Here is a 25,038-nt window from a genome sequence, read left to right as displayed (position 1 = left end):
ATAAAAAGATTTTTGTTACGTATGATGGCCTTTTTTGGTCCTATCATTATATTATCGTACGTGATAGACATTTTTATATCCAACCAATTAAAAAATAGCGATGGCGAACTCCAAATATGGAAGGCATTGTACACAGGCCAAGTTAATTCTGATGTAATAGTACAAGGATCGTCAAGGGCACAGGGAATGATAGACCCGACAATGCTTGGCGATAGTTTGCGTACCAGAGCCTATAACCTGGGAATTGTAGGCTACGGCTTTGAAATGGAATGGTTAAGGCAGCAGTTATTAATAAAATATAATAAAAGGCCCAAAGTTATTATTCATAGCCTGGATGTTTTTATGTTCCAAAAAGGTACCCAGCTTTTCCAGGCTTATCAATTTTTGCCTTATGTGCTTTGGAATAAACAGGTAAAGGAGGCAACTATTAAATATGATGGCTATAAACTCTTAGATTATTATATACCGCTGGTAAGGTATTACGGTAAAGGCTTCGATGTTTGGTATTACTACCGGTCTACATTTGGTACAAGAGAGAACTATCACGAACACGGATTTAGAAGTATGACCAAACCCTGGCAGGAGGATAATAATTACAAAGTTAAAATAGACAACGACCCCGTTATGTTAAAGCTATTTGATTACTATTTGGCCCAATGCAAAAAACTAAATATCAAGGTAATATTTGTTTATCCTCCCGAATACTATTCAGGGCAAAATAAAATTATTAACCGCAGTCAAATATTTGCTTATTTTAAAAGCTACAGTAAAAAATATAACATACCATTTTTTGACTATTCAAAAAACAGACTCTCTTATCAAAAAAAGTATTTCAATAATACTGAACACACAAATACACTTGGATCAAGAATATTTACGAGGGATTTGATAGATACGGTAAAGAAAACGCGGGTGCTAGACGGAATCCTGGAGTAGGTGCAAAAAACAATTGATGGCACAATTAAAAAACTGTACAGGCCGATAGTGTACCTAACCAGTTATCTAACGGATGTCAAAGTTTGTAAAAAAAACTTTCCACTAAAAATTGTAATTTTATTAACAATTCGGTTACTTTCCGATACAGAAAATAATTTATCGCTGATTATCAGTTGGTTACAACGATTCAGGAACAAAATAGAACCGCTTTTTTCGACCTGATTTTAGGACGTTTCTTACTGATAAAATGTGGAGAACTCCCCTACTAATTAAAGAATAATTTGCGATTTTTCCAAATAGAATCCAAATCTTGCAATTTGAAAATACTTTGCACTGTAACCGCTCCTATACTATGATGATAAAACTGCATTTTTTTTACTTGTTTTGCAATGGCCGTGCAAGTACAACACCTTTTACTATTTTAAAGATTCTTCAGTGTAATATTATTATTGTTTCAGTTTCGCTGCCATGCTCAATGTTGTATGCGGCACTGCCATTAATCTTTCTTTCCGGATCAGGTTACCGGTTTCCCGGCATATACCGTAGGTTTTGTTACCAATCCTGATCAGCGCCAGTTCTAACTGGTCAATAAATCGGCGTTGTCGAACTGCTAACTGATTAGTAGATTCGCGTTCAAGTGTAACCGCACCATCTTCCAGAGTTTGATGCGTGCCACCTGTATCATCGGTACCATTTGTGTTAGATACGTTTAAAGCTGTAGCAAGGGTGTTCAACTCCTCTTTAGCTATCGCAATTTTAGATAAGATCAGCTCTTTAAATTCTGCTAATTCATCATCCGAATATCGGTTCTTTTTAAATTCTTCGTTCATCATCTGTTTTACTTCGCCATGGCGATATTAATTAAATTTCCGAAGGTACAAAACCATCAGAATTACTTTTTAAAGAGCGCTTTGATCTTAGTTGTGAGAGGCTTTTCGCTCTTCTTTCCTTCCCCGTTCCCAATCAGGTAACCGTAGGGTTTTAAAGATTCGATATGATCAAACACGATCTTTAACATCCCTAATAGCGGGATAGAAAGCACCATGCCCCCAATGCCCCATAAAGTATCGCCTAATACTAAGACCATAATGGTAAAGAAAGGATTAACATCGACATCCTTACCGACTACCAAAGGTTGTAAAATATAGCTTTGAATAAACTGCACGAGTCCGTAAGTAATCAACACACTAATCACCATCGTGCTGCCGCCACCCTGTGCTACTGCCATTAAAACGGTTAGTGTAGTACCGGTAAGGTTACCCACAAAAGGTATGATCTCCAGCGTGCCGCAAAGAATTGCGAAAAAGAAAGCATTTTGCACACCGACAATGGAGAACCCAATGCCATACATGACCCATAAACAAACGATCATTTTAGCCAGTCCTGATACATAATTCTGTGCTACCCCGGATGCTTCTTCTATGATGGTATTTGTTTTAGCCTGATGCTCCTTTTTAACTAGCTTCAAAATGAAGTTCTTAAAATGCTTCCGGGAATTGATGAACAGAAAAATATAAATTAGCACCAAGATACCGGTGGTGAGCGATCCCAAAAAACCCGCCGCAAGAGAAGCTATATAAGTAGCTACGTTTCCGGCTCCCGACGAACTCTGTTTTTTTAGCATTGCGTCCTGCTGCTCTTTGGAAACCCCGAACCGGTCATTGATCAATTGCTGCAACTGCCCGATATATTTATTGGCCTGCTGCTCCATTTGGTCAAGGTTGGCCTGCAGGTTAGACACGCGCCAGCTAAATAGGAAGATCATTAAGCCGAACACTAAAAGCAGCAACAGGACGCAAATCAAAGCACCTACCGTCTGGTTAATCCCCTTTTTCTCCAACCAGCGACTTAAGGGAAGAAAAAGTATGGCCATTATCCCTGCCAGTGCTATAGGCATTAATATTCCGGCTGAAAAATATAATCCGGCAAACAACAAAAATAACAACAGTAAGTATTGAACAGCGCGCGTTAATGAAGTAGTAGTTTGTTCCATATTTAGTCTATCTTCAGCAAGTTACTTCTTTCTATATTTTTGAGAGATTTATTCAACTTTAAAAATTCGATTCGATAAGGCAACTACTATTCTTTATATTATTCCAGAGGAATAAATGGAATTTTTTGAAAATTAGCAACTTAATATAAAGCTTATTGATTTTAAGGTTTAGTTCCTGGTTCTATTGAATAAATACTGTCTACTACAAACTGGCTCACTCCCCGCCAAGGCAGCGTATGAAGATATTCTTTGTAATGAAGTTGTAGTATCCCACCGGCATGGTGGTTTAGCGTATCGGCCAGTTTAGAATCTGTAACTGAGAACATGAACTCATTGGATGCTATCGTACCCGGCTGTTGAGTTTTGAATCCCGCTAATATCAGCCTGCCCTCATTTGTCTTGAACAAATAGCCTTTTTCCACAAAATAATTGAGCTGACCAGCTTTTACACCCTGGCCGAAAACAAAATAGTACCGATAATATATCATGGAAATGAGCGCTATCAATAAAACGCCGCCAATGATCAAAAAAATTTTCTTTTTAGTGGTCATAACTTAAGAATTAAAAGAGGTGTAACGTGCAATGGGATGAAGAGCGATACCGATCTGGTTAATCAGTTCCGGGTTTATGTTTGTGCGCCCGATCACTGTCCATACACCAGTCTCCTGGCTAACAATGAATGGGGCTTCGTGAGAAATTTCAATCCTCCAGGTACAGCCTCCAATATAACTTTCAGGGATGGCTTCCAGGTTTAGTGTCTTGTTTTTTGCGGGTTCTGTTATCGTGATCTTCATGTTTAAAAAATTTGAGAAAACTTAAATATTCAATCCCTTTATCGGTACCGGAAATAAAAAATCTTCCAAAATGTTATGATGAGCGTGCGAAACGTGATTTTTTAATGCTTGCATGCTTTTATGCATCACCGATTGATAATCAGCATCAAATTTTTTCAATAACATTTCCAATTTGCCTAATTTTGCTTGTAAAGCGGTCTTTCGTTCAACTTGCCCTTTGGGTAATGACGCGTCCAACTCGTTCCAGTTCACCCGGAATACCTGATCTGCTTTTTGATAATATCCCGCCAGCAATATATTGCTTGTATAAGTTTTGGTATGATCGAAAGCAATTGCAGTGTTCTTTTCTGCATCGTCTGTTGTACCATCTGCGTTAGCTGCCAGTAAAGATACGTAGACCGGAAATTTTAAAAACTCCTGCTGTTCATGGGTAGAAAGTTCATTAAATGTGTTCATAATATTATTTTTAAGCGCCGAGTGATAAATTGAATACGATCCGTGAGCCGTCCGGCGTGATGCACGCAAAGCGGGCTATACCGTTAGTAGCAGCTTTAAAAGCCCTGCTCAGATCATCTTCCGTATTAATACGGTTGCCATTTACGCTGATAATGATAGAGCCCCTTTGTATTCCGATCTGTTCAAACAATCCACCGGCAACTATAGCTGTTACAGCCAGGCCCGTATTCATTTGGAAATGCTGTTTAAATGCATCGCTAAGCGGCGCAAAGGATGCACCCAGTTTCGAGGCTAACGCCTGCGGTACAAGTTCGTCTGTTTTCGGCAGCGCTTCCTGTGCTTTAAGCGTAACATTCGTGCTGTTGACCGCCGTGCCGCGGCGATAGTCCAATTTAATATCATCACCCGGATGGTGACGTGCGATGCGTTCAGATAACTCCACAGATGAGCTGATCTTTGCGCCATCAATCTCCTGGATAATGTCACCGGCCTTTAATCCGGCTGCGGCTGCCGCACTTCCACTTTGAACTCCCGTGACGTAAGCGCCGTTTATACTGCCTGGCTTAATCCCCTGCTGGATCAGAAATTGATCTTCTGTAGCAGGTGAAGGAAAACTTACGCCTAACAAACCACGTTTTACCTGGCCGTATTTGCGCAGGTCTTCCACTATCTTGCTGGTCAGGTTTACGGGTATGGCAAAACCATACCCTTCATAACTGCCGGTTTGCGAAGCGATGGCCGCGTTGATGCCGATCAGTTGCCCGCTGGTATTAACCAGCGCCCCGCCGCTATTGCCGGGATTGATCGCCGCATCGGTTTGGATGTAAGCTTCCACTGCCGAACTCATGGCGGTCGTTGCCCCGGACTGTTCATCTTGTTGTTTGCCTTCCTTCCCAATGATCCCGATACTTCTCTCTTTAGCACTGACAATACCAGCCGTTACGGTGGTGTTTAATGAAAACGGGTAACCCGCCGCCAACACCCATTCGCCAATCTCTACCTCATCCGAGTTACCGAGTGTTATCGGCGTTAGGTCATTGGTGCCGATCTTAATCAGCGCCAGGTCGGTGTTGGGATCACGCCCTACCAGTTTAGCCGGGAAGATCCGCTTATCCGTCAGGATCACTTCGATATCCGTCGCACCTTCCACCACATGGTTATTAGTAACAATGTAACCGTCCTTACTCCAAATCACTCCTGAACCAGAAGCCATGACCGGCACTGCGCGCTGGGTCGGGCCATAATAGCCGCCGTAAGCACCTTCATTTTCAGCCGGGCGGTTCAGTTTAACTTTGATATGTACAATTGATTGCGTAACCAAAGCCGCAGCCTTTGTGAATTCAGGGATATCAGCTGTTGCTTTCCCCCTGTTACGGTTATCAGCGAAACGAAAAGACGGATTACCCGCCTCCGCCGAACCGACCGAAAGGCCGCCAGGCTGCATGACCTTAATGGTGGTAAAGCTAACCGCCGCGGCCACTACAGCGGTTATACCCATCAATGCTAACTTGTTCATGTTATGCCGATCTTAAATATGTTCTTTTAATTTCCCGGTTACGGTAACCAGTTTGGCCTTCATCTTTTCAAGAGCATGACCAACCGCTTGTTCTATGTTATCACCCAACCCGGAAACCGCTATAGGTTCCATGCCTTCCAACCGGGCCTCCAGCAGGCATCGCTTTTCATCTTTTCCTTTTTTTTCCCCGTTCTCATCGGTCAGGTGTGCTTCTATCCGGGTAAGGTGCTGTTCAAACCGTGATAGAGCGTCAGTAATTTTGGTTTCGAAGTAAGCATTTAAACGCTCATTTCCGTCAATGTTATGGTCAGTATTGATCTGTATTTGCATGGTTTTGTATCTATTTATTATTTGTTTATTCTTATTATTTTGCGTTTAAAATTATGATACGCCCGGATGTCGGATGTTTTTTAGTCTTCTGCGGTAATAACGAAAAGCACCGCAATACAGAGAAGTCCGAAGTTTTTTAGGGGAGGTTTTGTTATTTAGTATAATTTGGAAGAAAAATTATAACAGAATATAAACCTTTATAAATTCAACACCCTGTTGCTGTTTTTGTTTCACCATGGGGGATCTGCAACTATTTAAGAGAACTGTCGTTGTAATAATATGAACTTATTTAAACAACTCTCCGAAACCGAACTTCATGAGTTTTTAAAATATCCGGTATATATTTCGTTACTGGCCGCCAATATGGATAGCTTTGTTTCGGAAGAGGAAAAAGAACAAGCCGTTTCTTTTGACGACCTGGAAACTTACAATTGCCTTCCATTGTTGACCGGGTTTTATGAAGAAGCGCAAAAAAACTATCAGCCCAACCTCGAAATGTTAGACAACCAGTTACCAAAAGGCAAACTGGAACGGGACGTAGCCATCAAGGTAGAACTGAGAAAGATCAAAGAATTGCTGCGTAAATTGGATCCTGCTAATGCGGCAATGATGCACCATAGCATGAAAGCATTTAAAGATCACGTATCCGCCAAACACGACCATGTATTGGACGATTTTCTATTCCCGATACCGATCAAAGGATTAACAGGTGATCCTACTTGATCCGGTGGAAATTCATGGTTTTTCCGATAAACTTGAAATGCCAGTATCCCCGCACTTTTAATATTCCCTTCGGGTCGATCTCCGCAGAAGCGTTCCATTCCTTCCCATGCTTAGAGTCATAAACCATACCATCTTCCCAGGTATGTTCTTTAGCATTATACCGCAAACCGCTCAAAATACTCATGCCTAATATGGTGCGGTTGCGCAGGGCCGGGTTGAGGTTGTGCTTGTCTTTCCAGTAACTCATCGGCTTGCCTTCTGTGTCACTGAACCAGATGATCCTGGCTTGAAAATTATTTTTATCCGTATATATCTGTATCCTTAAAGTTTTATCCTTATTTTCCCATTTACCACAAATGCGTTCCCGTGCAGGAACAGCTTGCGCAATGACATTTCCGGAAAACATAATAGTGGTCAAAAATATTGTTAACCAACTGAAAAATGTTTTTTGAATAGCTGACATATTTATTAGACCCCCATAGCTTGATAGTTTAATTTTACGCTGCTCCGGGATTACATGATCAGCCGTACTCCGCCCAATTCTGATACGTGATAGGAAAACTTATCACTGGGCGATCCGATAAACATGAAATTCTTTGGAATTTCCCATTTTCCAGACAGCTCGTCAATAATATCCGGCCCAAACTTGCCCTCGATCTCTAAAAACTCGATCTCTATATCCGGGTAAGCCCTGTCTAAAACTTCAATGTCTTTTTTTAACGCGGTGTTATTACTTTCGGGGTTGGTGATATGTACTATCTTTAATCGTTTGGTCGTTTCGTTTTCTTCTACATAGATCATAACGCGGTTAAGGATAGCCACATTATCACCGCGCGTAAAAAATACCAGTTCCTGGGAACTGATTTTTTTTGACAATCTTTCCAGTCGCCTGCTACCCTTAACCGCAAAGCCCCTTAACGGCCGATACAGATATTTGATAAGATAAATTAACCAGGTAATAACGCGAACACGGTTTAACATGATTACAACAAATAATAAAGTAGGGATAAGATATTTGATGAAAACATAAAAGGACAGCAGGTTCAATTCCATGTTTCCCAGGAAAGCGGCAATGATCAGGCCAATGGCCAGCATAATAGAAAGTACCGGTGCTCGTTCGGGCCGGGGCAGCGATTTTCGTTTGGCTTTCAACAATAAATTCCCAACGCCAAAGAGCGCCATGACAGTCAGAAAAGAGAAAGTGTAAACGCCGGCCAGGTTAACAAGATTGCCGTGGGTAACCAGCAACACTGAAATGCATAATATAAAAAAGACGATTACAATGCGGTAGTTAACCCCTCGCCTGTTTTTGGCGAGGAAGAAATTTGGAAGAATGCGGTCAAGGGTTATCCGTTCCGCCAGGCCCGTAACACCAACATAGGAAGTCAGCACAGCGCCGCTCAGTACAAATACCGCATCCAGTGAGATGACCCAGCTTAACCACGAGCCGCCAGTCGTCTGCCCCATAAAAGATAACAGCGATTCCTGGTGACCGTGAATAGTTGCTATAGGGAGGATGCATAAAGCCAGCAAAGCGATCACCGGATTAAAAAAGCTGACTACCGCCCACATATTACGTAACGTTTTGGGAAATACACCTTTCTCCTGTTCCTCAACAAAGTTGGCTGAGCTTTCAAATCCGGATATACCCAGCATCGCAGCAGAGAATCCAAAAAAAAGTGCTTTGAGCAGGCTCCCTGATTCCACCGGCTGCGCCCAGTTAAAACTAAATACAGATAATCCATTATGAGCCAAAAAACAAAGGCTCGCGAATACCAGTAATGAAAGTGTTACCAAGTGCGTGATGAAAATAATAACTGCTACGATAGCTGATTCGCCAATACCAATGATAGCCAGCATCATAAAAATACCCAGTAACAAAATTGTAGCCGGTGTTAACGGCAGATTATGGATAATACCCTTGAAGTAATACATGGCTTCATAACCTGATATTACAGCAGTTGCCATATAAGAAAGAATCGTAAGGCAAGCTGCAAAAGCCGCCATTCTTTTAGATGCTGTATTCAACAACACGTTATAAGCGCCGCCATTTAAAGGCAAAGCACCGACCACTTCTCCGTAGATTTTCCGGAACAGGTATAAGACCAAGGCGACGATCAGTAACGAGATCCAGGCGTATTGTCCCGCATACATGATCGTTAACGCAGATACATAGAGGCAGGACGAACTTATATCATTACCGCAAATGGCAGTCGCCTGTAACTGGTTAAGTTTTATGATAGGCATTTTTAACTTCGTCATTTTGTTTCGCCATTTAATTTTACGTCGTCCAGGGGAACACCACCTTTAATACCAAAGTCCAATGTCCTGATGGGAAAGGGAATCATGATGTCATTTTCATCGTAGGCCTTCTTTATCCGCTTGATAGCTTCACTGCCCACCCGGAGGAAATCAGGCTGACTGGTAGAACTTACCCACAATCGCAATACAAAGTTGATCGAACTATCACCAAACTCTTTATAAAAAAGCGTTACCTGCTCTTCGGAGCACAGACCTGTAATATCCCTGACAGCTGCCAACGTTATGGTTTCGACTTTATCGAGGTCATCTCCATAAGATACCCCGATGGTCAGGTCTACCCGGCGTTTTCCTAAAAGCGTAAAATTTTCAATCGGGCTTTGAAATACATCCTTATTAGGGATTATAACCATCTGACCCTGAAACGTGCGTATAACGGTGTCACGCAGGTTGATCTCTTCCACCTTACCCATGTAGTCCTTGATCTTCACAATGTCACCAATATGCACCGGCCGCCGAAAAGAAATAAAGATGCCGGAAATAAAATTAGCGGCAATGTCCTGAAATGCGAAGGCCAGCGCTAACCCCAAAATGCCCGCCCCGGCGAGTACTGATGTAACTGCTGTATCCAGGTGCAATACACTGAGTACAGTAAATAAGGTAACACCAATAAAAAAGATATAAACGATTGAAACGAATAAATTATTTAACGAAGAGTTATCCGAAACGCGTTTGATCAGACTGGCCGCAATTTTCTTGAGCCATTTTGCCACATAAAACCCTAAGACTAATATAATCGCAGCTAAAAGAATATTTGGAAGTAAACGAATCAGGTTATGTAGCCAAGTTATCAGCTTTTGCGTAATCAGTTCATAGGCTTTATTAATATCCATAATTTCCTTTGTTTAAAACTCCCCGTATTTTCTAACTTGCGGGTACTGTCTGCAGTTTTTTGGCTAACCGACCGATTGTAAGCCCTTGTACAATTATAGAAAACACGACGATCATATAAGTGATCAATACAAACTCATCGCGGTGCATGCCTGAGCCTAATGAAAGCGCCATCGCAACAGACAGCCCGCCACGCAGTCCGCCCCAGGTCAGCACGGCCACCGCATTGCGCTCGAACCTGATCTTATATCTTAATAAAAAGACAGGAAATATCACCGATATCCAGCGTGCCAATAAGGTAAGTCCGATAGCGATAAGACCGATAAGCAAGATGGTAGTGTTAACCTTAATGATGAGCATTTCCAGCCCGATAAGCATAAATAGCACCGCATTCAATATCTCGTCGATCAATTCCCAAAACTTACCCAAATAATCTCGCGACTCATCTGATATCCCTTCTTCCTTTACCTTATTCCCTGTAATAATACCCGCGACCACCATGGCGAGCGGGCCGGAGATATGCAGCTTTCCCGCCGTAAAGTAACCGCCCATAACAATGGCCAGTGTGATTAATACTTCTACTTTATAATCGTCAACAGATCGGAGAGCCCAAAAACCCAGATAACCAAGCAATCCGCCGAAGATGAGACCGCCCACCGCCTCCTGTAAAAATAATTTGCCCGCAGCAAGGATAGAAAAATCACCTCCCCCCGAACGTGCGACTTCAGCGATGGTAATAAAGATCACAACAGCCACCCCGTCATTAAAAAGCGACTCTCCGGATATTTTTAATTCAAGCGATTCCGGAATTTTTTGCTGTTTAAGAATTGACAATACTGCGATCGGGTCGGTTGGCGAAATCAGTGAACCGAATAGTAAACAATAAATAAATGGAATCGGTAGCTTGAATAGTATAAATAGGTAATAAACGCTTCCGCCGACAAAGAATGTCGAGATTAAAATGCCAAGTGTAGCAAGCATTAAAATTGGCCAGCGTTCCTTTTTCAATTTAACCGCGTCAATATGAATAGCACCCGCGAACAGCAGGAAGCTAAGCATAAAGTTTATCAGTACGTCTTGAAAATCGACCGAGGACGCTAACTGAACCGCTTTATCGGATAGCAGTGAACGCGAGCCAAGCGTCGCTAACAAGATTGAAGAAATCAGCGAGAGGGCCATGATACCAATAGTTGGCGGCCATTTGATCATCTTATTGTTGACATAGGCAAATATTGCTGCCAGTACGATAGTTATGGTTAATATTTCCTGTGTCTGCATCTATATACTAACCGATCAGGCTTTTTTCTTGTCCATTACTAATAATACAATACCACCAATAACCAATATACCACCTGCATAAGGGGGCCAGTTAACGGAATGTTCTTTGTCGGCTGAAATTTGAATTGGCCCCGCATCCACTACTTTTTCCTTTTTGGTATAAGTAAAGCCTGTCCAGATCAGCATAGCGATCCCGGCTACTAATAAAATTATTCCTAAAGTTTTGTTCATGATCAAATTGATTAAAGTTTACATAAACAAGCCAAAAAAACACAAAATGTTTAGCTTTTTTTGCGGGTCTCTGTTACAAAGCCAGGTGCCTGATAATCTTTTGGCAAATAATCAGGCGGTATCGTGGTCGTATTTCCGTCACGCAATGCTTTATAATGAGGGGACATGATCTCTACCCCCGCTTCATTGAACTTGTCCTGAATATTAGCGTGCAGCGCTGAATAAATTGCTGCCTGTTTATTAGGCTCCCGTGTAAAGGCATTGATCCTATAGCTCACATAATAATCATCCAAACTTGTTTGGTATACATAAGGCATTGGGTCCTGTTCGATCATAGGTGTCGAAGATGCGGCAGTTATAAGTAATTGGTGTATTTGCCGCCAAGGTGCATCATAGCCTATAGTCACGGTAGTATGTATGATCAGTCCTTTCTCCGGAGCATCGCTGCTGAAATTTATGGTGTGATTACTCATCACTGTCGAATTAGGGATAGAAATAATTTCATTCTGAATTGTTCTTACCCGGGTCACTAGCAGGCTTTTTTCTATAACATCGCCCGTCACCTCACCAATTTTTACCCGGTCTCCTATTTTAAATGCCCGCATATAGGTCAGGACTAAACCGGCCACTATATTACCGAGAGCCCCCGCCGAGCCAAAGGTGAACAACACGCCCATAAATACGGAGACGCCCTTGAAAACACCCGAGTCTGAACCGGGCAGATAAGGAAAAATCACGATCAACATAAATGCCAATATCAGCACCCGTATGATCTGGTAAGTTGGATTGGCCCAGTCAGGATAAAAGCCGTGGATATTCAGGTCACCTTTGGCTATTTCAGAAGCAATGAACTTAAAGAATTTAAGCACATAACGAAATACGACCACCAGTACCAGGATGGTCATCAGGTTGGGAATGTAATCCCAAACCGAATGTGCAATGGCCTTTAACGGATTGGTAATATAATTCAGCAATGTGTTTGAAAAATCCTTTGTGAACGGAAAAATGCCAAAAAGGATAGGCAGCGCAAGATAGATAATGAGAATAATAGCAGCCCATTTAGCAACCGTCAGCACTTTTTGTAAAGCCTTAAGCACATTGCCTGCGTTGAGCAGTTCATAGCTTTTAATATGGATACCCCCGGCAAACCATCCCGTTTGCCGTGCCAGTTTTTGTCGCCAGCGTTTAAACAGCCTGTTAACTCCGTAGAGCATCAAACCAGCGATGACGATAACCAGTAACGTTAATAGGCTTTCCTTCAGAATGGTCTGCCATTTAGTTTCTTCCTTATGCTCGATCACCGCTTTGCCAATCTTGTTTTTGATCAATTCTGCCAGTTTAACCCGTGTGGTGTTCTGCCACAACGCATCCTGCTCTGAAACAGAGATCAGCAGTTGGTCGCGAAAAATGAGATCGGTGGTCTGTTCCGTCTCTACCAGTTTTATGGAATCAGAATTAAAATGGTACGCAGAACTTAGTTTATTAATGCGGCTGCCTATGGCGGCCGCGCGGTCCTGTGCTGTAAAACTTCCCTGCCGGGTAAACAGGTAAAATAGCGTGTCCCTAAAGGGAATAACCGGAAACCCCTTAACAAAGAAACGCAGGGAATCGATCTGGTGTTTTCTTTGTACGGTACGCAAAGAATCTTTTTGGCGAAAAGTATTTAATTCTTTTAAAAGTTGAGCTTTTTTAAAATTGTCAGCGGTAGATAATTGCTTTTCCAGTTCGGCTTTTTTCAAGGAATAAGCCAGTCGTTCGGCAGAAAGCTGTTTTACTCTATTTTGCTGACGGTCCAGCTGAACATTAAGAATCGAATCTTTTTTTTGCTGTTTGATTGTATCCTGCTGCGCATAGGCAGGCATCAGGTAAAAGGAAATGATGAGAAGAGCATACAATAGTTTCATAGCGAATGCACAGCTTGTGGGTTAAAAGTAAAGAATTAATATCGTTAAAGCAGGTAAAAGTTATGCCCTTAAGAAATTCAGCAGCCACGCAGAGTGTTAAACAGGGGTTTGCAGATCACCGTTTTTTTCAAAATAATTCGTTTTTGCGGTAAAGCTGTGATATGTTGCTGTTGAACATATTTCAGTAAATTTTCCCGGATATAGCAGCGAAGATCAAATGCGTCAGAGGAATTTGCGGCGCTGACCAAAGCGCGCAATTCCATAGTGCCGTTTCCTTTTGAATCGGTTACCTGGAGTATGCCTACCCGTTTGTCCCATAATGGCGATTCATTTAATAACCTGGTTAATTCGGTCCGCAATTCATCAACCGGCAAAGTATAATCCACATACAGGAAAACGGGCCCCAATATCTCAGCGGTACTGCGGGTCCAATTTTGGAAAGGCTTTTCAATAAAATACGTGATCGGCAATATCAGCCTTCGCTGATCCCAGATACTTAACACCACATAGGTAAAAGAAATATCTTCCACCTTACCCCATTCCCCCTCCACCACCAATTCGTATGGGTTGGGTAAAAGCGATTTGGAAGCCGGCCAGGAAATTACCCAGAGATTTTTGAGCGGCAAACCTACAATAATACCGCCGATGCCCACGCCGGTCAACAAGCCCGCACCGATCTTACGGACACTATCAAAACTCAGTAAAACAATTGCAAGTGCGATAAGAATGATAAGCGATACCAGCACCCTCCGGATAAATTGCAGTTGAGTTCGCACTTTTCGTTCTTTGAGGTTATCAGATTTTTCGAGATCGTAAATATGATAAACATAGTCCTCAAAAACCTGAATAGAACTGACCAATAGTGCCGCTAATGATATCGTCAGCAGTATAGCTGCTATCCTGCTTAAATACGCCAGGTTATCACCGCCCAAATGCATAAAGGAAATCAGCATATTTAGCGTGAGTATCGGAAGAAAATGGTTAAGCGCCGGCCCGGTATGCTTAAGCAACGAATAAAAAAAAGAATATCCGGTATCTCGCTTATGAAAACGCAGCAATGCAGTGATCACAGCCTTTATTAAAAATCCGGTAAGTAAAGCAATTGCCAGTATCCCGATATTCCATAACCAGGCCGGAACATGTTGCGACCATTGTGTGAATTGATCATCCATAATTATAAAAATATAGGTTTGTCCAGTTTTATGGCTATGCGGTAAGCCGCGTTCATTAAGCCCACATGGCTATAAGCCTGCGGGAAATTTCCCCACTGGCTGCCGTCTTTTTCATCCACATCTTCGCTGAAAAGTTTCAGGTGGTTGCAAAACTGTATCAGGCTCTCAAACTCTTTTATCGCATCATCGATACGACCAACGGCTGCCAACGCCTCTACGTACCAAAATGCGCAGATCAGGAAGGTGGTTTTGGGTTTGCCAAAATCATCCTTATACAAATAGCGGTAAAACAGCCCGTTGTTTCCTTTTAGTTCGCTTTCAAGTGCTAGTAAATGATCCTTTGCTCTGTCAGATGCAGGGTCAAGATAATTCATCACAATCAATTGTAAGGTGCTGGCATCCAAATTGGGGCTGCCGGCCGAATTTGTATATACCTTCCTTTCCGCATCATAACAACTTTCTATGTGCGCCGCTGCGCGATCCTTCAAACTGATTGCCTTCGCTATCAGACCTTCATCGTTAATTGTCCGGGACATTTTTTCGGCAGCCGATGCCCCTGCCCATTGGAAAAGATTGGTATAACAATGTATATTCTCAAAATTGCGGAATTCCCATATCCCCGCATCTTTTTCGTCAATGGTATGTTCTATCTTATCCAGCAGGTAAGCAATCCACTTGGCCGAATCCTTTCTCTCGTTATCAATAAAGCGATGGTCGGTATAAAGCGGCAGGACCGAAATCAGCACTTGTCCGTAGATATCGTTCTGCACATGTTCCGATGCCTGGTTACCTATGCGGACCGGCTTGTTGCCCATATACCCATGCAAATGGTCAAGTATCTGTTCATCTATCTCTTTTTGGCCGTTGATCCGGTAAAGCGGCTGATAACGGTCCTCGCCTGAAAAAGAGATGTCGGTAATATAACTAAAGTACTTTTCCATTTCCTCGAAGTGCCCGATATGGTTCAGCGCTGTGATGACATAAAAAGTATCCCGCAGCCAGCAATAACGATAGTCCCAGTTGCGCCCGCTGCCCGGCGATTCGGGCAAACTCGTTGTACTGGCGGCAATGATCGCGCCGGTATCTTCAAACTGGTGGATCTTCAGGGTTAGGGCCGAGCGAATCACATATTGCTGGTAAAACGCGGCAATAGAAGAGTGCTTGATCCAGGTGCGCCAGTATTGTGTGGTTTCACGCAGGAAGCGCTTGGCAGTACTTACCAGCGGTGCTGCCAGGTGCTGCCCGTAAGTCAATACCAAATACTTGGTTTCGTTCAAAACAAAAGGATGTTCATCAAAAATGTAGCTCACCGGGATATTGGTGGTGAGCCGGATGCTTTCGTCGCCTCCCAAAAATTGGATGTGATTACTACCGCGATTTACTGTCAGCTGTTTTGCCCCGTAATCGGTGACCGGTTTGCATTTTACCCGTATCCTGGGAGAACCTTTCAAGGTTTCTATCTGGCGGATCAGCATCAGTGGTTTATAATAGCGGTCGTGTTCGCGGAAGCGCGGCGCAAAATCGGTGATCCGGTATTGATCGTTCCCGCAACTGATCTCTGTGATCAGTACGTTGGTATTTTCCAGGTAGTACTGCTCGGATATAAATTCAAATTCAGGCAGGATTGAAAACTCACCGCCCTCGTGTTTATCCAGCATCTGCCCAAAAATAAAAGTACTGTCAAAAAGCGGCCAGCACAGCCAGTCGATATTGGTATTCTTGTTAACATGGGCCAGGTAGGCACAGTTACCGATGATGCCGGTTTGATAAGTGTGTTTGTCCATTTTATTTTATTTAATGACAACCGGGTAGTCGCCTATGTTTTGCAAAAGAGAGTGTACCTGGTAGATAGAGTAAAGGTTATAGTTAGCAATAGATGGTTTGTCGCCCACCTTAATGGTGTGTGCCCCTTTTACACCTGAAAGCACTCTAAACATATCTTCATCCGTTTGATCGTCCCCTAAACAAAGGATGAAGTCGTGGGCTTTGGTTTTTAATATCTCCAGCACTGCCAGGCCTTTGTTAACCAGACGGTTCCTAACCTCTACCACCTTATCACCGTTGAGCACGTCGAGGGGTAAAGGACCTGTATAAATCATTAATGCTTTGTATAATTCTTCAGCCCTTTTCTTGCCTTGAAATATTTCTGCATTTCGGTAATGCCAGGCCAAAGAGAATTCCTTATGCTCAATAAAAGAATGGGGGCATTTGCTGACGTATTTGGCCATCAGTATTTCTACGCCTGCCAAATACTCATCTTTAACTATGGTATTGCTTTTCCATTCGCCGTCTATTAACCTGATCTTTGCGCCGTGCTCCGCAACCAAACCGACGGGCAAATGTCCCAGCCAATTGTTTAAAGTTATACTGTCCCGGCCGCTGATGATATAAATATCGTTGCATGCAATTGCTGCCAGTTTATTTAATAGGGCCAATAATTCATTTGGCGGCAGTGCAAGTCGTGGTTCTTTGGCAAAAGGTACCAGAGTGCCATCATAATCCAATAATATCAACCTATGTTTAGCTGAGGCATAAGCATCTAACAATTTAACCCGGCCAAAACTGTCCAGGCGTTTAACCGCATAGCTTTGCTGAAGCTTTTTTACCTTGTATAACTGGTCAAAAAAATCTGCCGCCCAGCTATTCACATCGTAGGTTTTTATACAGGCCTGCATAGCCGACATTCTTTCTAATTGTTCTTCGGATGGCATATTCAGCGCAGTTTTTATAGCATCGCCAATACCCTGCTCATCGTTAGGATTAATCAACAAAGCCTCTGTCAATTCCTTTGCTGCGCCTGCCATTTCGCTCAGGATAAGCACACCTTGCTGATCAATCCTGCTGGCCACAAATTCTTTGGCGACAAGGTTCATCCCATCCCGCATCGGGGTGATCAGTGCGATATCGCAGGCCGTATAAAGCGCCACCAGTTCTTCAAATTCCAGATGTTGGTATTGGTAAATGACAGGCTTCCAGTCCAGCGTGCCCAAGGCGCTGTTCAGGTTGCCGATGTATTCGTCTATCGCGCTTTTTCGGTCAGCATATTTTTTGATCCCGTCGCGCGAGGGTACAACTACCAGTGTAAACACGATCTGGCCAAGATATTCAGGATTTTCTGTAAGAAAATTTTTATAAGCCCTGATGCGGTTGCGGATGCCTTTGGTGTAGTCCAACCGATCGACTGAAAACAACATTTTCTTATCCCCTTTTAGCTGCAAATATTGGTCACATTTAGCTGCAACCAATTCTTGGCCAGCAGTTTGTTGAAAATGTTCAAAATCGATACTGATTGGGAACGCGTCTATTTTCACCTGGCGATGGTTCCAAAACACCATCGATTCTTCCGGCTTAAGTTTCAATTCCAGTTCAAGCGCACTCAAAAAATAGGAGGCGTATTCCATGGTGTGAAAACCAATCAAATCGGCACCCAGCATTCCGGTTAGCAATTCCCGTTGCCATTCTTTTGGGATAACCCGGAACAATTCGTAAGCGGGAAATGGAATATGAAGGAAAAGTCCGATTGTTAAGTCTGGAAATATTTCCCGCAGCATACCAGCCAGCGGCAGCAAATGATAATCGTGTATCCAAACCACATCGCCGGTTTTGACTTGGTTTTTCAACGATTCGGCGAACCTCCGGTTAACGCCCATATATGCTTCAAAAGCTTCAGGCTGATATTCAGCGTAGGACGGAAAATAATGAAAAAGCGGCCAAAGCAAGGAGTTGGAAAAGCCGTTATAATAGGCATCATATTGTTCTGCGTCGATAAAAACGGGTTGGTATTGATAGTCGGCAGTACAGCTTTGATGAGCTGCATTCCATTCATCAGGCTTGCAACCCGGCGCCCCTATCCATATTTTTTTGGTAAAAGCGTTCTGGCCATCTTTATTCAAATAGGCACTTATGGCAGTGATCAGCCCTCCGGAAGATTGGCGGCAGGTAAATTCAGTCCCGTTTTTTTCAACGGTCAACGGTAAGCGGTTCGATATTATTAAAAGTCTATTGTTCATTGGTATCTGTATTAAATAGCGCTTATCTCCAGCCTCTCTTGGGCGTGTGCAAAAACCCGCCCAAATTCTATAAGGAATAAGGCCAGTGGAAAATCAGCAGCAAAAATTAGGTGTTATCGCAGCATAAGTCACCTGGAATCTTGCCAGGTTTAATGATGAGTTCGTAAAAATTATCGGTTTATTTAAAGGTCAGATCAGAAAGGGCTGAGCCGGAAAAGAAAACCATATAATGGGGAAAGGAAAGTCTTGTTTTGCCCAATGTCAAATATTACAGCATCAATATTTCGTACAATTGGAGGCTCCTGAAAAATCAGGAAAGATGGTATTAGTAAATTAAAATTAAGGGTCTTTGTCGTCAGAAACCTATTGCGATGACTGATCGGTTTGTGCCGATGATGATCATTGTGGGTGGAAACATGATTGAAAAAAATATCAAGGAGCGTATCATCTTGAAATTCATTGGCTGCCGTTCGGGACGTTATATGACCATTGCTTTCCTGAAAATTAGTGGGATGGAAGCAAATGAGCGCATTGATTAACCATGCAGCAACAAAAAGTTGAAAAAATCTTTTTAGCATGTATAACAAATATAGCGAAAATATTCCTAAATTCCTAAATTTAGGTCAACAATGCCTTGTGATATCGCTTCAGCAATTAAGTGGTGACTCTGATTTTTTTTCATGAGCGGTTTTAACTAAGCGTATAAACTAAGACCACAAACAGTATCCATAATAGTTTTAGCACTTACTTTTAAAAACATCGAAATAACTTCCACCCCAGAGCCATCATCAGCCTGGCGTTAGAAATACCGCTATACAGGATAACTACCTAAGCCCTTTTGATCACGCCCAGAATAATGGCGATGATTGCGATTATCAATAAAATATGGATCAGGCTGCCTGCTGCGTAAGCAAAAGTACCTATAGCCCAGCCAATGATCAGTATTACAGCAATAATGTAGAGGATGTTTGACATAATGTTATTTTTAAGTGTTCCTTCATTAACAAGCCGTATTCTGTAAAGTTTTAAAATATCAATGCAACGACCCATCAATACCCTGGTGAAAAGCCTTGATAAAAGCATTGCGCAGGATACCCACAAAACTTTGGGAGGTATTGGTTTTCACATCATGCACATTCCCTGCAATAGGCATAAATATACCGATTGGTCTTATTTACAAAGACCTGATATTATGATATTTAGGGAAAAAATGCAGATTTTTACGTTTTGTTTTAAGCTATATAACTAATTGATTATAAATAAGTTATATAACTTACTTGCCGATACAGAACTTGCTAAAGATATTCTCTAATAGGTCATCGGTAGTAACGGCCCCGGTAATTTCACCAAGGTAATGCAGCGCCTGTTTAATATCCATCGAGAGGAAATCAGAAGTAATTGTATCTATTCCGTTTAATACTCTTGCCAGAGCCTCTTCGGTTTTTTGCAGGGCTTCCAGGTGGCGTATATTGGTTACAAGGGTTTCGTTGCCGTCTAACTGGTCTTTTACGGCCGAGTGATATATTTTTGATTTCAGCTCATCTATATGTGTTTTTTCTTTTGCTGATATCAGCAGCGTTTGTACTTGCGCTAAAGAATCAAGTTTTTCCGGCGATAGCAGGTCAGCTTTATTGGCAACTACTAGCATGGTAACACCTGGGCGTTGCAGACTTTCAAGATCGCTATTCAATTCGTTTATGGTTATCTGGTCAGCATCATAAACATAAACCAACAGGGCCGACTGCTCGATCTTTTCCATTGTACGCTCTACTCCTATCTTCTCAATAGCATCGGTAGCTTCGCGGATGCCGGCGGTATCAATCAATCTGAAGTTTATCCCGTTTATGTTCAGCACCTCTTCAATAGTATCGCGCGTAGTACCGGGGATGTGGCTTACAATAGCACGTTCTTCGTTCAGGAGCGCATTTAGCAGTGTTGACTTACCGGCGTTTGGTCGCCCGGCTATAACCGTGTTTACGCCTTGTTTAATGGCGTTACCCAGTTCGAAGGATTGTATGAGTGCGACTATGACCCAGTTAATCTCATAGATTAGCTTCTTTAACTGATCGCGGTTAGCAAATTCTACATCCTCTTCGGCAAAGTCAAGTTCCAGCTCAATTAATGAGGCAAACTGTACCAGTTGCTCACGCAAAGTTTGAAGTTGGTTGCTGAACCCGCCACGTAGCTGCTGTAAGGCTACTTGTTGCGACGCTTTTGAGTTTGATGCGATAAGATCGGCTACTGCTTCGGCTTGCGACAGGTCCAACTGGCCGTTTAGGAACGCGCGCAAGGTAAACTCGCCTGCTTTGGCGGAGCGTGCGCCGTTTTTGATCAGCAGCTTAATGATAGACTCGATAATGTAATTAGAGCCATGACAAGAGATCTCTACCACGTTCTCGCGGGTATATGATTTGGGGGCGATGAACAAAGAGGCCAACACCTCATCCAGGATCACGTCACCATCAACTATATTACCGAAGTGGATGGTATGCGATTGTTGTTTGGTCAGGTCCTTACCCTTAAACACGCTATCGGCAATTTTAATAGCATCGGGGCCGGACAGGCGGATAACGCCAATAGCACCCACACCTGCAGGGGTAGCTAAAGCAACAATAGTTTCTTCGGTGTTAGTCATTGGCGCAAAGGTCGCAAATTAGTATCAACATTAGCCATAACCCTAAAGTAAAAAAACTAAATTGCGCCCCAATTATGGTAACCTCTTTCGAAGCTTATTTAGACACTATTTCGGTACATCACGTTGGCAACCAGGCCCTGAGCGAAATGTACGCACTTTCAGATCATCCGCTTGTTTTAAAAGACGAGCTGATATCAAGCCTGTTGAAGCAGTATTTTTTACATCCGTTCGAGAAATCGGTAGAGGTTTACCACCTGATGCACAGCAGTGGCGACCTGGCGCTGAACGAGGTCCACCACTTCGCGTCGCAGATATTTGAAGATAAAGAGAATTTTCATGAAGCATCTGAACAGATAGCCAAGCACCTGTATAAGGTGGCTAATCACCCTAATATCAAATCGGGCGAGTTGTATGTGGCTTATTTTAAGGATGTACAAATAGAAGGTAACTTGCTGGATGCGGTAGGTATCTTCAAATCAGAAAATAAAGAAACTTACCTGAAGGTATTCCCCGAAAAAGGCGGTTTCGCGGTTGATTACGAAGAGAACGCCATCAACATTAATAAGCTTGACAAAGGCGTACTGATCTTCAATATTGAAAAAGAGAACGGCTATAAAGTAGTTGTGATAGATACTGCCAATCGCGGACAGGATGCTGCCGTTTATTGGAAGGACGACTTCCTGCAATTGAAGATCCGCAACGATAGTTATAACCAAACCAGCAATGTGCTGGGCATCTACAAAAACTTTGTTACCAATAAGGCGGATGAAGAGTTTGACCTGACCAAGACGGATAAGATAGACCTGCTTAACCGGTCGATGAAGTACTTTAAGGAGAAAGAAACCTTTGATATGGACGAGTTTGCCGGCGAGGTAATCAGCAACCCCAAAGCTATCGAATCCTTCAAGACCTTTAAGAACCAGTACGAGGACGAGTTTGATACCAGGATCGGCGACACGTTCGAGATCTCAAACAACGCGGTAAAGAAACAGGCCCGGGTTTACAAAAGTGTATTAAAGCTGGACAAGAACTTTCATATCTACATCCATGGCGATAACAAACTTATTGAGAAAGGATTTGACGACGAGAAGGCGATGAGTTACTATAAAGTGTTCTTTAAAGAGGAGCAATAAATGCGTTGAACTGTTTCAACAAAAAGTGAAACAGTTGAAACGCACTTTTTACTTAACTAACTTTAAATTAATACTTTATGTTTTGGAGTGAAACACTTTGAAACAGTACAAAAACTTTAGGTAAATTATATTAATTTACTGTATGTAAGCCAATTATTACGTTTTATCAAATTTTCAATTTTTGGAGTGAAACACCTAAAGTGAAACACTTTTGAAACAGAAAGGAATTACATTTCTTCACTATACGCCATCCGCATAAACTCCAAAACTTCCTCATTTATATCCTCAATATTTAATACCCTTAAATGGTGATTAAACTGGTTTTGCCCCGGCACCTGCCCTACTTTCTGGAAGCATAGGTTATCTTCATAAGGTTGTTTGAATGGGAACACCACATGGATAAAGTTTTTACCCAGCTGCGTTACCCAGGCTATGCGTTTATGCGCGTTGGATATACCGATCATGGTTTTGGTGCCTTCGACTGTTATATCGCCTATCTTTTCAAATTCATTAATAAAATGATGGAACAGCATCAGCGTATGCGGCGATTTACCCGTTAGGAATTGAGATATGGAGTTGTTGTGTTGCATGGTCTTTATTTGGCCTGACTGCGCCGTGTGCCTGATTATGACTACAAGATAGGAATAATTGCATCAGCTCCCCAACGTTCTTCAATCCCCATGGCAAACAGGGCAAAATCATATTTAACCGGGTCGTTACGGTCAAACTCGCGGAGGCGTTGGGTAAGCTCGACTGCCGTTTGCCAGTCGGTTTGTTTGCGTTGGATGAGGTTGAGGTGGCGCGCTACACGGTCGACATGCAGATCACAGGGCATGATCAATTCTGATGGTTTAATCTGGTTCCAGATCCCAAAATCGACACCACAATTATCCTTACGCACCATCCAGCGTAAAAACATATTCAGCCGTTTACAGGTCGATTTTTGTGCCGGCGATGACACATGCTTTTTTGTACGATGCGGAAAGTCTGGCAATGAAAAGAAATAGCTTCTGAAGTGGTTGAGGTATTTTTCGATTGGCTCCTCTTGCTCCCCCTTTAGGGGGCCGGGGGGCGTTGGAATGAACGCCGACTCTAACGAATCATAATTCTCATAATGCCACCTAAAGAAAGCTATAAAATACAGCGTGTCGATATCATTAAAGGTGCGGTGCTTAAAATGTAATAGCTTTTTAAGATCGATCTCTTCATGATTCATTATAAAATCATACGGCGCGCCATCCATCAGGGCGATCAGTTCCTTGCATTTATTGATAATGGTAACCCGTTGCCCCCAGGCCAATGTTGCCGCCCAAAAGCCCATGATCTCTATATCCTGTTTTTTTGTGAACAAGTGCGGGATGCTGATAGGATCATTGGTAATAAAACCGGGTTGGTTGTATTGGGCGACTTTAGTGTCGAGAAAGGCTTTTAGATTTTCTATCATGGTTATAAACGCGCGTCATTGCGAGGAACGAAGCAATCTCTGCAACAGACAGTCAATAAGATAAATTTCATTTGGCGGTAGCCAGCACAATCATTACGAACATTGATTAGCAAGTGTAGAGATTGCTTCGTTCCTCGCAATGACGCGTTTATTATTTTAAGCCAATGCCTGCTTCAAATCGTCTAACAAATCATCCACATCCTCTACCCCTACGCTTAAACGCAACAGATTATCAACCACGCCAACGGCTTCTCTTGCTTCTTTTGGAATAGACGCGTGTGTCATGGTAACCGGGTGATTAATTAGTGATTCTACCCCGCCTAATGATTCGGCCAGTGTGAACACTTTAAATGAACCCGCAATCCTGAACGTTTCTTTCAGATCGGCGCCTTTTAACGTAATAGATATCATCCCGCCAAAATCGCGCATTTGCTTTTTGGCCACTTCGTGGTTAGGATGATCGGTAAAGCCCGGCCAGTAGATCTTGTCGACTTTTGGATGCGTTTTAAGGAATTCAGCTATTATACGCCCGTTCTCGCAATGCGCTTTCATGCGCAGATGCAGCGTTTTAATGCCACGTAACACCAGGAAACTATCCATAGGGCCCGGAGTAGCACCACACGAGTTATAGATGAACCATAGGCGTTTATACAGGTCCTCGTCGTTCAGCATTAAAGCGCCCATTACCACATCGCTGTGCCCGCCGATATATTTGGTTACAGAATGCATCACGATATCAGCACCCAGGTCGATAGGGTTTTGCAGGTATGGCGAGGCAAAAGTATTATCAACGACCGTAAGCAAACCTTTTTCTTGACCAATTTTAGTTACCGCCGCAATATCGACGATCTGCATCGTCGGGTTAGTTGGTGTTTCTATCCAGATCAGTTTGGTGTTTGCGTTGGTATATTCACGGATGATCTCCGGATTTGAAAGATCAAGGAAGTGAAACTTGATACCGTAGTTGGCAAAAATTTTTGTGAACATACGGTACGAGCCACCGTACAGGTCGTTACCGGTAATCACCTCATCACCAGGTAATAGTAATTTCATTACCGCATCGGTAGCACCCATCCCGCTTGAAAAGGCAAGGCCGAATTTGGCATTCTCTAATGCAGCCAAACAACCTTCCAACGCTTTACGTGTAGGGTTTGTACCGCGCGAATATTCAAACCCCTGGTGATCGCCCGGCGATTTTTGCCAGTAGGTTGATGTCTGGTATATTGGCGTCATCACCGCGCCGGTTGATGGATCGGGCTCTTGTCCCGCGTGTATAGCTTTTGTTGCGAATTTCATTCTTTGGTTGTATGTTATGAGTTGCAGGTTGTATGCA

At 42.7% G+C, this 25,038-nt stretch carries 25 protein-coding genes; 4 read left to right on the top strand and 21 right to left on the bottom strand.

From position 1 onward, the window contains the following. The first annotated feature begins 21 nt into the window (after positions 1-21). Positions 22-936 carry a hypothetical protein gene (locus tag ABIB50_RS03280; RefSeq protein ID WP_429377224.1) on the top strand — a complete coding sequence of 305 codons (915 nt, stop codon included), beginning with the start codon at positions 22-24 and terminating at the stop codon, positions 934-936. Positions 937-1,382: 446 nt separating this feature from the next. On the opposite strand, the gene ABIB50_RS03275 is transcribed toward ABIB50_RS03280, so the two are convergent. The 7 genes from ABIB50_RS03275 to ABIB50_RS03245 all read right to left on the bottom strand — a co-directional run bounded on the left by ABIB50_RS03275 (position 1,383) and on the right by ABIB50_RS03245 (position 6,025). Then, on the bottom strand, positions 1,383-1,766 hold the full coding sequence (locus ABIB50_RS03275; RefSeq protein WP_429377461.1) for a TraR/DksA family transcriptional regulator: 384 nt from the start codon (positions 1,764-1,766) through the stop codon (positions 1,383-1,385). A 62-nt stretch (positions 1,767-1,828) separates the two neighbouring features. Beyond that, positions 1,829-2,929, bottom strand: a complete 1,101-nt coding sequence (locus tag ABIB50_RS03270; protein ID WP_429377223.1) for an AI-2E family transporter — start codon at positions 2,927-2,929, stop codon at positions 1,829-1,831. A 161-nt stretch (positions 2,930-3,090) separates the two neighbouring features. Next, positions 3,091-3,480, bottom strand: coding sequence for a hypothetical protein (locus ABIB50_RS03265; RefSeq protein WP_429377221.1), 390 nt, complete (start codon positions 3,478-3,480; stop codon positions 3,091-3,093). A gap of 3 nt (positions 3,481-3,483) precedes the next feature. Beyond that, positions 3,484-3,723: a hypothetical protein gene (locus ABIB50_RS03260; RefSeq protein ID WP_429377219.1), complete on the bottom strand. Its 240-nt coding sequence runs from the start codon at positions 3,721-3,723 to the stop codon at positions 3,484-3,486. A gap of 21 nt (positions 3,724-3,744) precedes the next feature. Beyond that, complete coding sequence (locus ABIB50_RS03255; protein WP_429377218.1) at positions 3,745-4,179, bottom strand: hypothetical protein; 435 nt, start codon at positions 4,177-4,179, stop codon at positions 3,745-3,747. Between the two features lie 10 nt (positions 4,180-4,189). Continuing rightward, a complete protein-coding gene (locus ABIB50_RS03250) occupies positions 4,190-5,695 on the bottom strand; it encodes a trypsin-like peptidase domain-containing protein (protein WP_429377216.1) in 1,506 nt (501 codons plus the stop codon). 12 nt (positions 5,696-5,707) lie between these two features. Continuing rightward, entirely contained in the window at positions 5,708-6,025 is a 318-nt protein-coding gene (locus ABIB50_RS03245; RefSeq protein WP_429377214.1) for an HPF/RaiA family ribosome-associated protein, read from the bottom strand. 279 nt (positions 6,026-6,304) lie between these two features. Here ABIB50_RS03245 and ABIB50_RS03240 point away from each other — a divergent pair, with 279 nt between their 5' ends. After that, complete coding sequence (locus ABIB50_RS03240) at positions 6,305-6,748, top strand: hypothetical protein (protein WP_429377213.1); 444 nt, start codon at positions 6,305-6,307, stop codon at positions 6,746-6,748. Here ABIB50_RS03240 and ABIB50_RS03235 read toward each other — a convergent pair. The 9 genes from ABIB50_RS03235 to ABIB50_RS03195 all read right to left on the bottom strand — a co-directional run bounded on the left by ABIB50_RS03235 (position 6,741) and on the right by ABIB50_RS03195 (position 18,493). Further along, positions 6,741-7,211, bottom strand: a complete 471-nt coding sequence (locus ABIB50_RS03235; protein WP_429377211.1) for a DUF2147 domain-containing protein — start codon at positions 7,209-7,211, stop codon at positions 6,741-6,743. The two genes, ABIB50_RS03240 and ABIB50_RS03235, sit on opposite strands and share 8 nt — an antisense overlap. 50 nt (positions 7,212-7,261) lie before the next feature. Continuing rightward, complete coding sequence (locus ABIB50_RS03230; RefSeq protein WP_429377210.1) at positions 7,262-9,010, bottom strand: APC family permease; 1,749 nt, start codon at positions 9,008-9,010, stop codon at positions 7,262-7,264. Further along, positions 9,007-9,900, bottom strand: coding sequence for a mechanosensitive ion channel family protein (locus ABIB50_RS03225; protein ID WP_429377209.1), 894 nt, complete (start codon positions 9,898-9,900; stop codon positions 9,007-9,009). The genes ABIB50_RS03230 and ABIB50_RS03225 overlap by 4 nt, the downstream gene beginning before the upstream one ends. A gap of 31 nt (positions 9,901-9,931) precedes the next feature. Beyond that, the gene (locus ABIB50_RS03220; RefSeq protein WP_429377208.1) at positions 9,932-11,176 is read right to left on the bottom strand and encodes a cation:proton antiporter; all 1,245 of its coding nucleotides are present in this window, start codon (positions 11,174-11,176) and stop codon (positions 9,932-9,934) included. A gap of 15 nt (positions 11,177-11,191) precedes the next feature. After that, the gene (locus ABIB50_RS03215) at positions 11,192-11,407 is read right to left on the bottom strand and encodes a hypothetical protein (RefSeq protein ID WP_429377206.1); all 216 of its coding nucleotides are present in this window, start codon (positions 11,405-11,407) and stop codon (positions 11,192-11,194) included. Between the two features lie 50 nt (positions 11,408-11,457). Continuing rightward, complete coding sequence (locus ABIB50_RS03210) at positions 11,458-13,311, bottom strand: mechanosensitive ion channel family protein (RefSeq protein ID WP_429377204.1); 1,854 nt, start codon at positions 13,309-13,311, stop codon at positions 11,458-11,460. A gap of 77 nt (positions 13,312-13,388) precedes the next feature. Beyond that, positions 13,389-14,483 (bottom strand): mechanosensitive ion channel family protein, encoded by a 1,095-nt coding sequence (locus ABIB50_RS03205; RefSeq protein ID WP_429377203.1) that lies wholly within the window; start codon positions 14,481-14,483, stop codon positions 13,389-13,391. Positions 14,484-14,485: 2 nt separating this feature from the next. Beyond that, positions 14,486-16,267, bottom strand: a complete 1,782-nt coding sequence (locus ABIB50_RS03200; RefSeq protein WP_429377202.1) for a glycoside hydrolase family 15 protein — start codon at positions 16,265-16,267, stop codon at positions 14,486-14,488. Positions 16,268-16,273: 6 nt separating this feature from the next. Further along, a complete protein-coding gene (locus ABIB50_RS03195; protein WP_429377200.1) occupies positions 16,274-18,493 on the bottom strand; it encodes a bifunctional alpha,alpha-trehalose-phosphate synthase (UDP-forming)/trehalose-phosphatase in 2,220 nt (739 codons plus the stop codon). Between the two features lie 371 nt (positions 18,494-18,864). Here ABIB50_RS03195 and ABIB50_RS03190 point away from each other — a divergent pair, with 371 nt between their 5' ends. After that, on the top strand, positions 18,865-19,032 hold the full coding sequence (locus ABIB50_RS03190; protein ID WP_429377199.1) for a hypothetical protein: 168 nt from the start codon (positions 18,865-18,867) through the stop codon (positions 19,030-19,032). A 289-nt stretch (positions 19,033-19,321) separates the two neighbouring features. On the opposite strand, the gene ABIB50_RS03185 is transcribed toward ABIB50_RS03190, so the two are convergent. Both ABIB50_RS03185 and mnmE read right to left on the bottom strand, forming a co-directional pair. Further along, a complete protein-coding gene (locus ABIB50_RS03185; RefSeq protein ID WP_429377198.1) occupies positions 19,322-19,468 on the bottom strand; it encodes a lmo0937 family membrane protein in 147 nt (48 codons plus the stop codon). A 298-nt stretch (positions 19,469-19,766) separates the two neighbouring features. Continuing rightward, the gene (mnmE, locus tag ABIB50_RS03180) at positions 19,767-21,128 is read right to left on the bottom strand and encodes a tRNA uridine-5-carboxymethylaminomethyl(34) synthesis GTPase MnmE (protein ID WP_429377197.1); all 1,362 of its coding nucleotides are present in this window, start codon (positions 21,126-21,128) and stop codon (positions 19,767-19,769) included. Between the two features lie 74 nt (positions 21,129-21,202). Here mnmE and ABIB50_RS03175 point away from each other — a divergent pair, with 74 nt between their 5' ends. Next, on the top strand, positions 21,203-22,261 hold the full coding sequence (locus ABIB50_RS03175) for a nucleoid-associated protein (protein WP_429377196.1): 1,059 nt from the start codon (positions 21,203-21,205) through the stop codon (positions 22,259-22,261). A 227-nt stretch (positions 22,262-22,488) separates the two neighbouring features. Here the strand turns inward: ABIB50_RS03175 and ABIB50_RS03170 are convergent, their stop codons facing one another. The 3 genes from ABIB50_RS03170 to ABIB50_RS03160 form a co-directional block, all read right to left on the bottom strand. Then, the gene (locus ABIB50_RS03170) at positions 22,489-22,851 is read right to left on the bottom strand and encodes a DUF5655 domain-containing protein (RefSeq protein WP_429377195.1); all 363 of its coding nucleotides are present in this window, start codon (positions 22,849-22,851) and stop codon (positions 22,489-22,491) included. Positions 22,852-22,892: 41 nt separating this feature from the next. Then, a complete protein-coding gene (locus ABIB50_RS03165) occupies positions 22,893-23,705 on the bottom strand; it encodes a TIGR02757 family protein (RefSeq protein ID WP_429377194.1) in 813 nt (270 codons plus the stop codon). A gap of 156 nt (positions 23,706-23,861) precedes the next feature. Further along, positions 23,862-25,001 carry a cystathionine gamma-synthase gene (locus ABIB50_RS03160; protein ID WP_429377193.1) on the bottom strand — a complete coding sequence of 380 codons (1,140 nt, stop codon included), beginning with the start codon at positions 24,999-25,001 and terminating at the stop codon, positions 23,862-23,864. Positions 25,002-25,038: the final 37 nt, after the last annotated feature.

Origin of the sequence: Mucilaginibacter sp. UYCu711 (genome assembly GCF_050433825.1) — a bacterium.
Lineage (GTDB): Bacteria > Bacteroidota > Bacteroidia > Sphingobacteriales > Sphingobacteriaceae > Mucilaginibacter.
The sequence above is the reverse complement of the archived record's forward strand: the minus strand, read 5'-3'. Positions and strand labels throughout refer to the sequence as shown.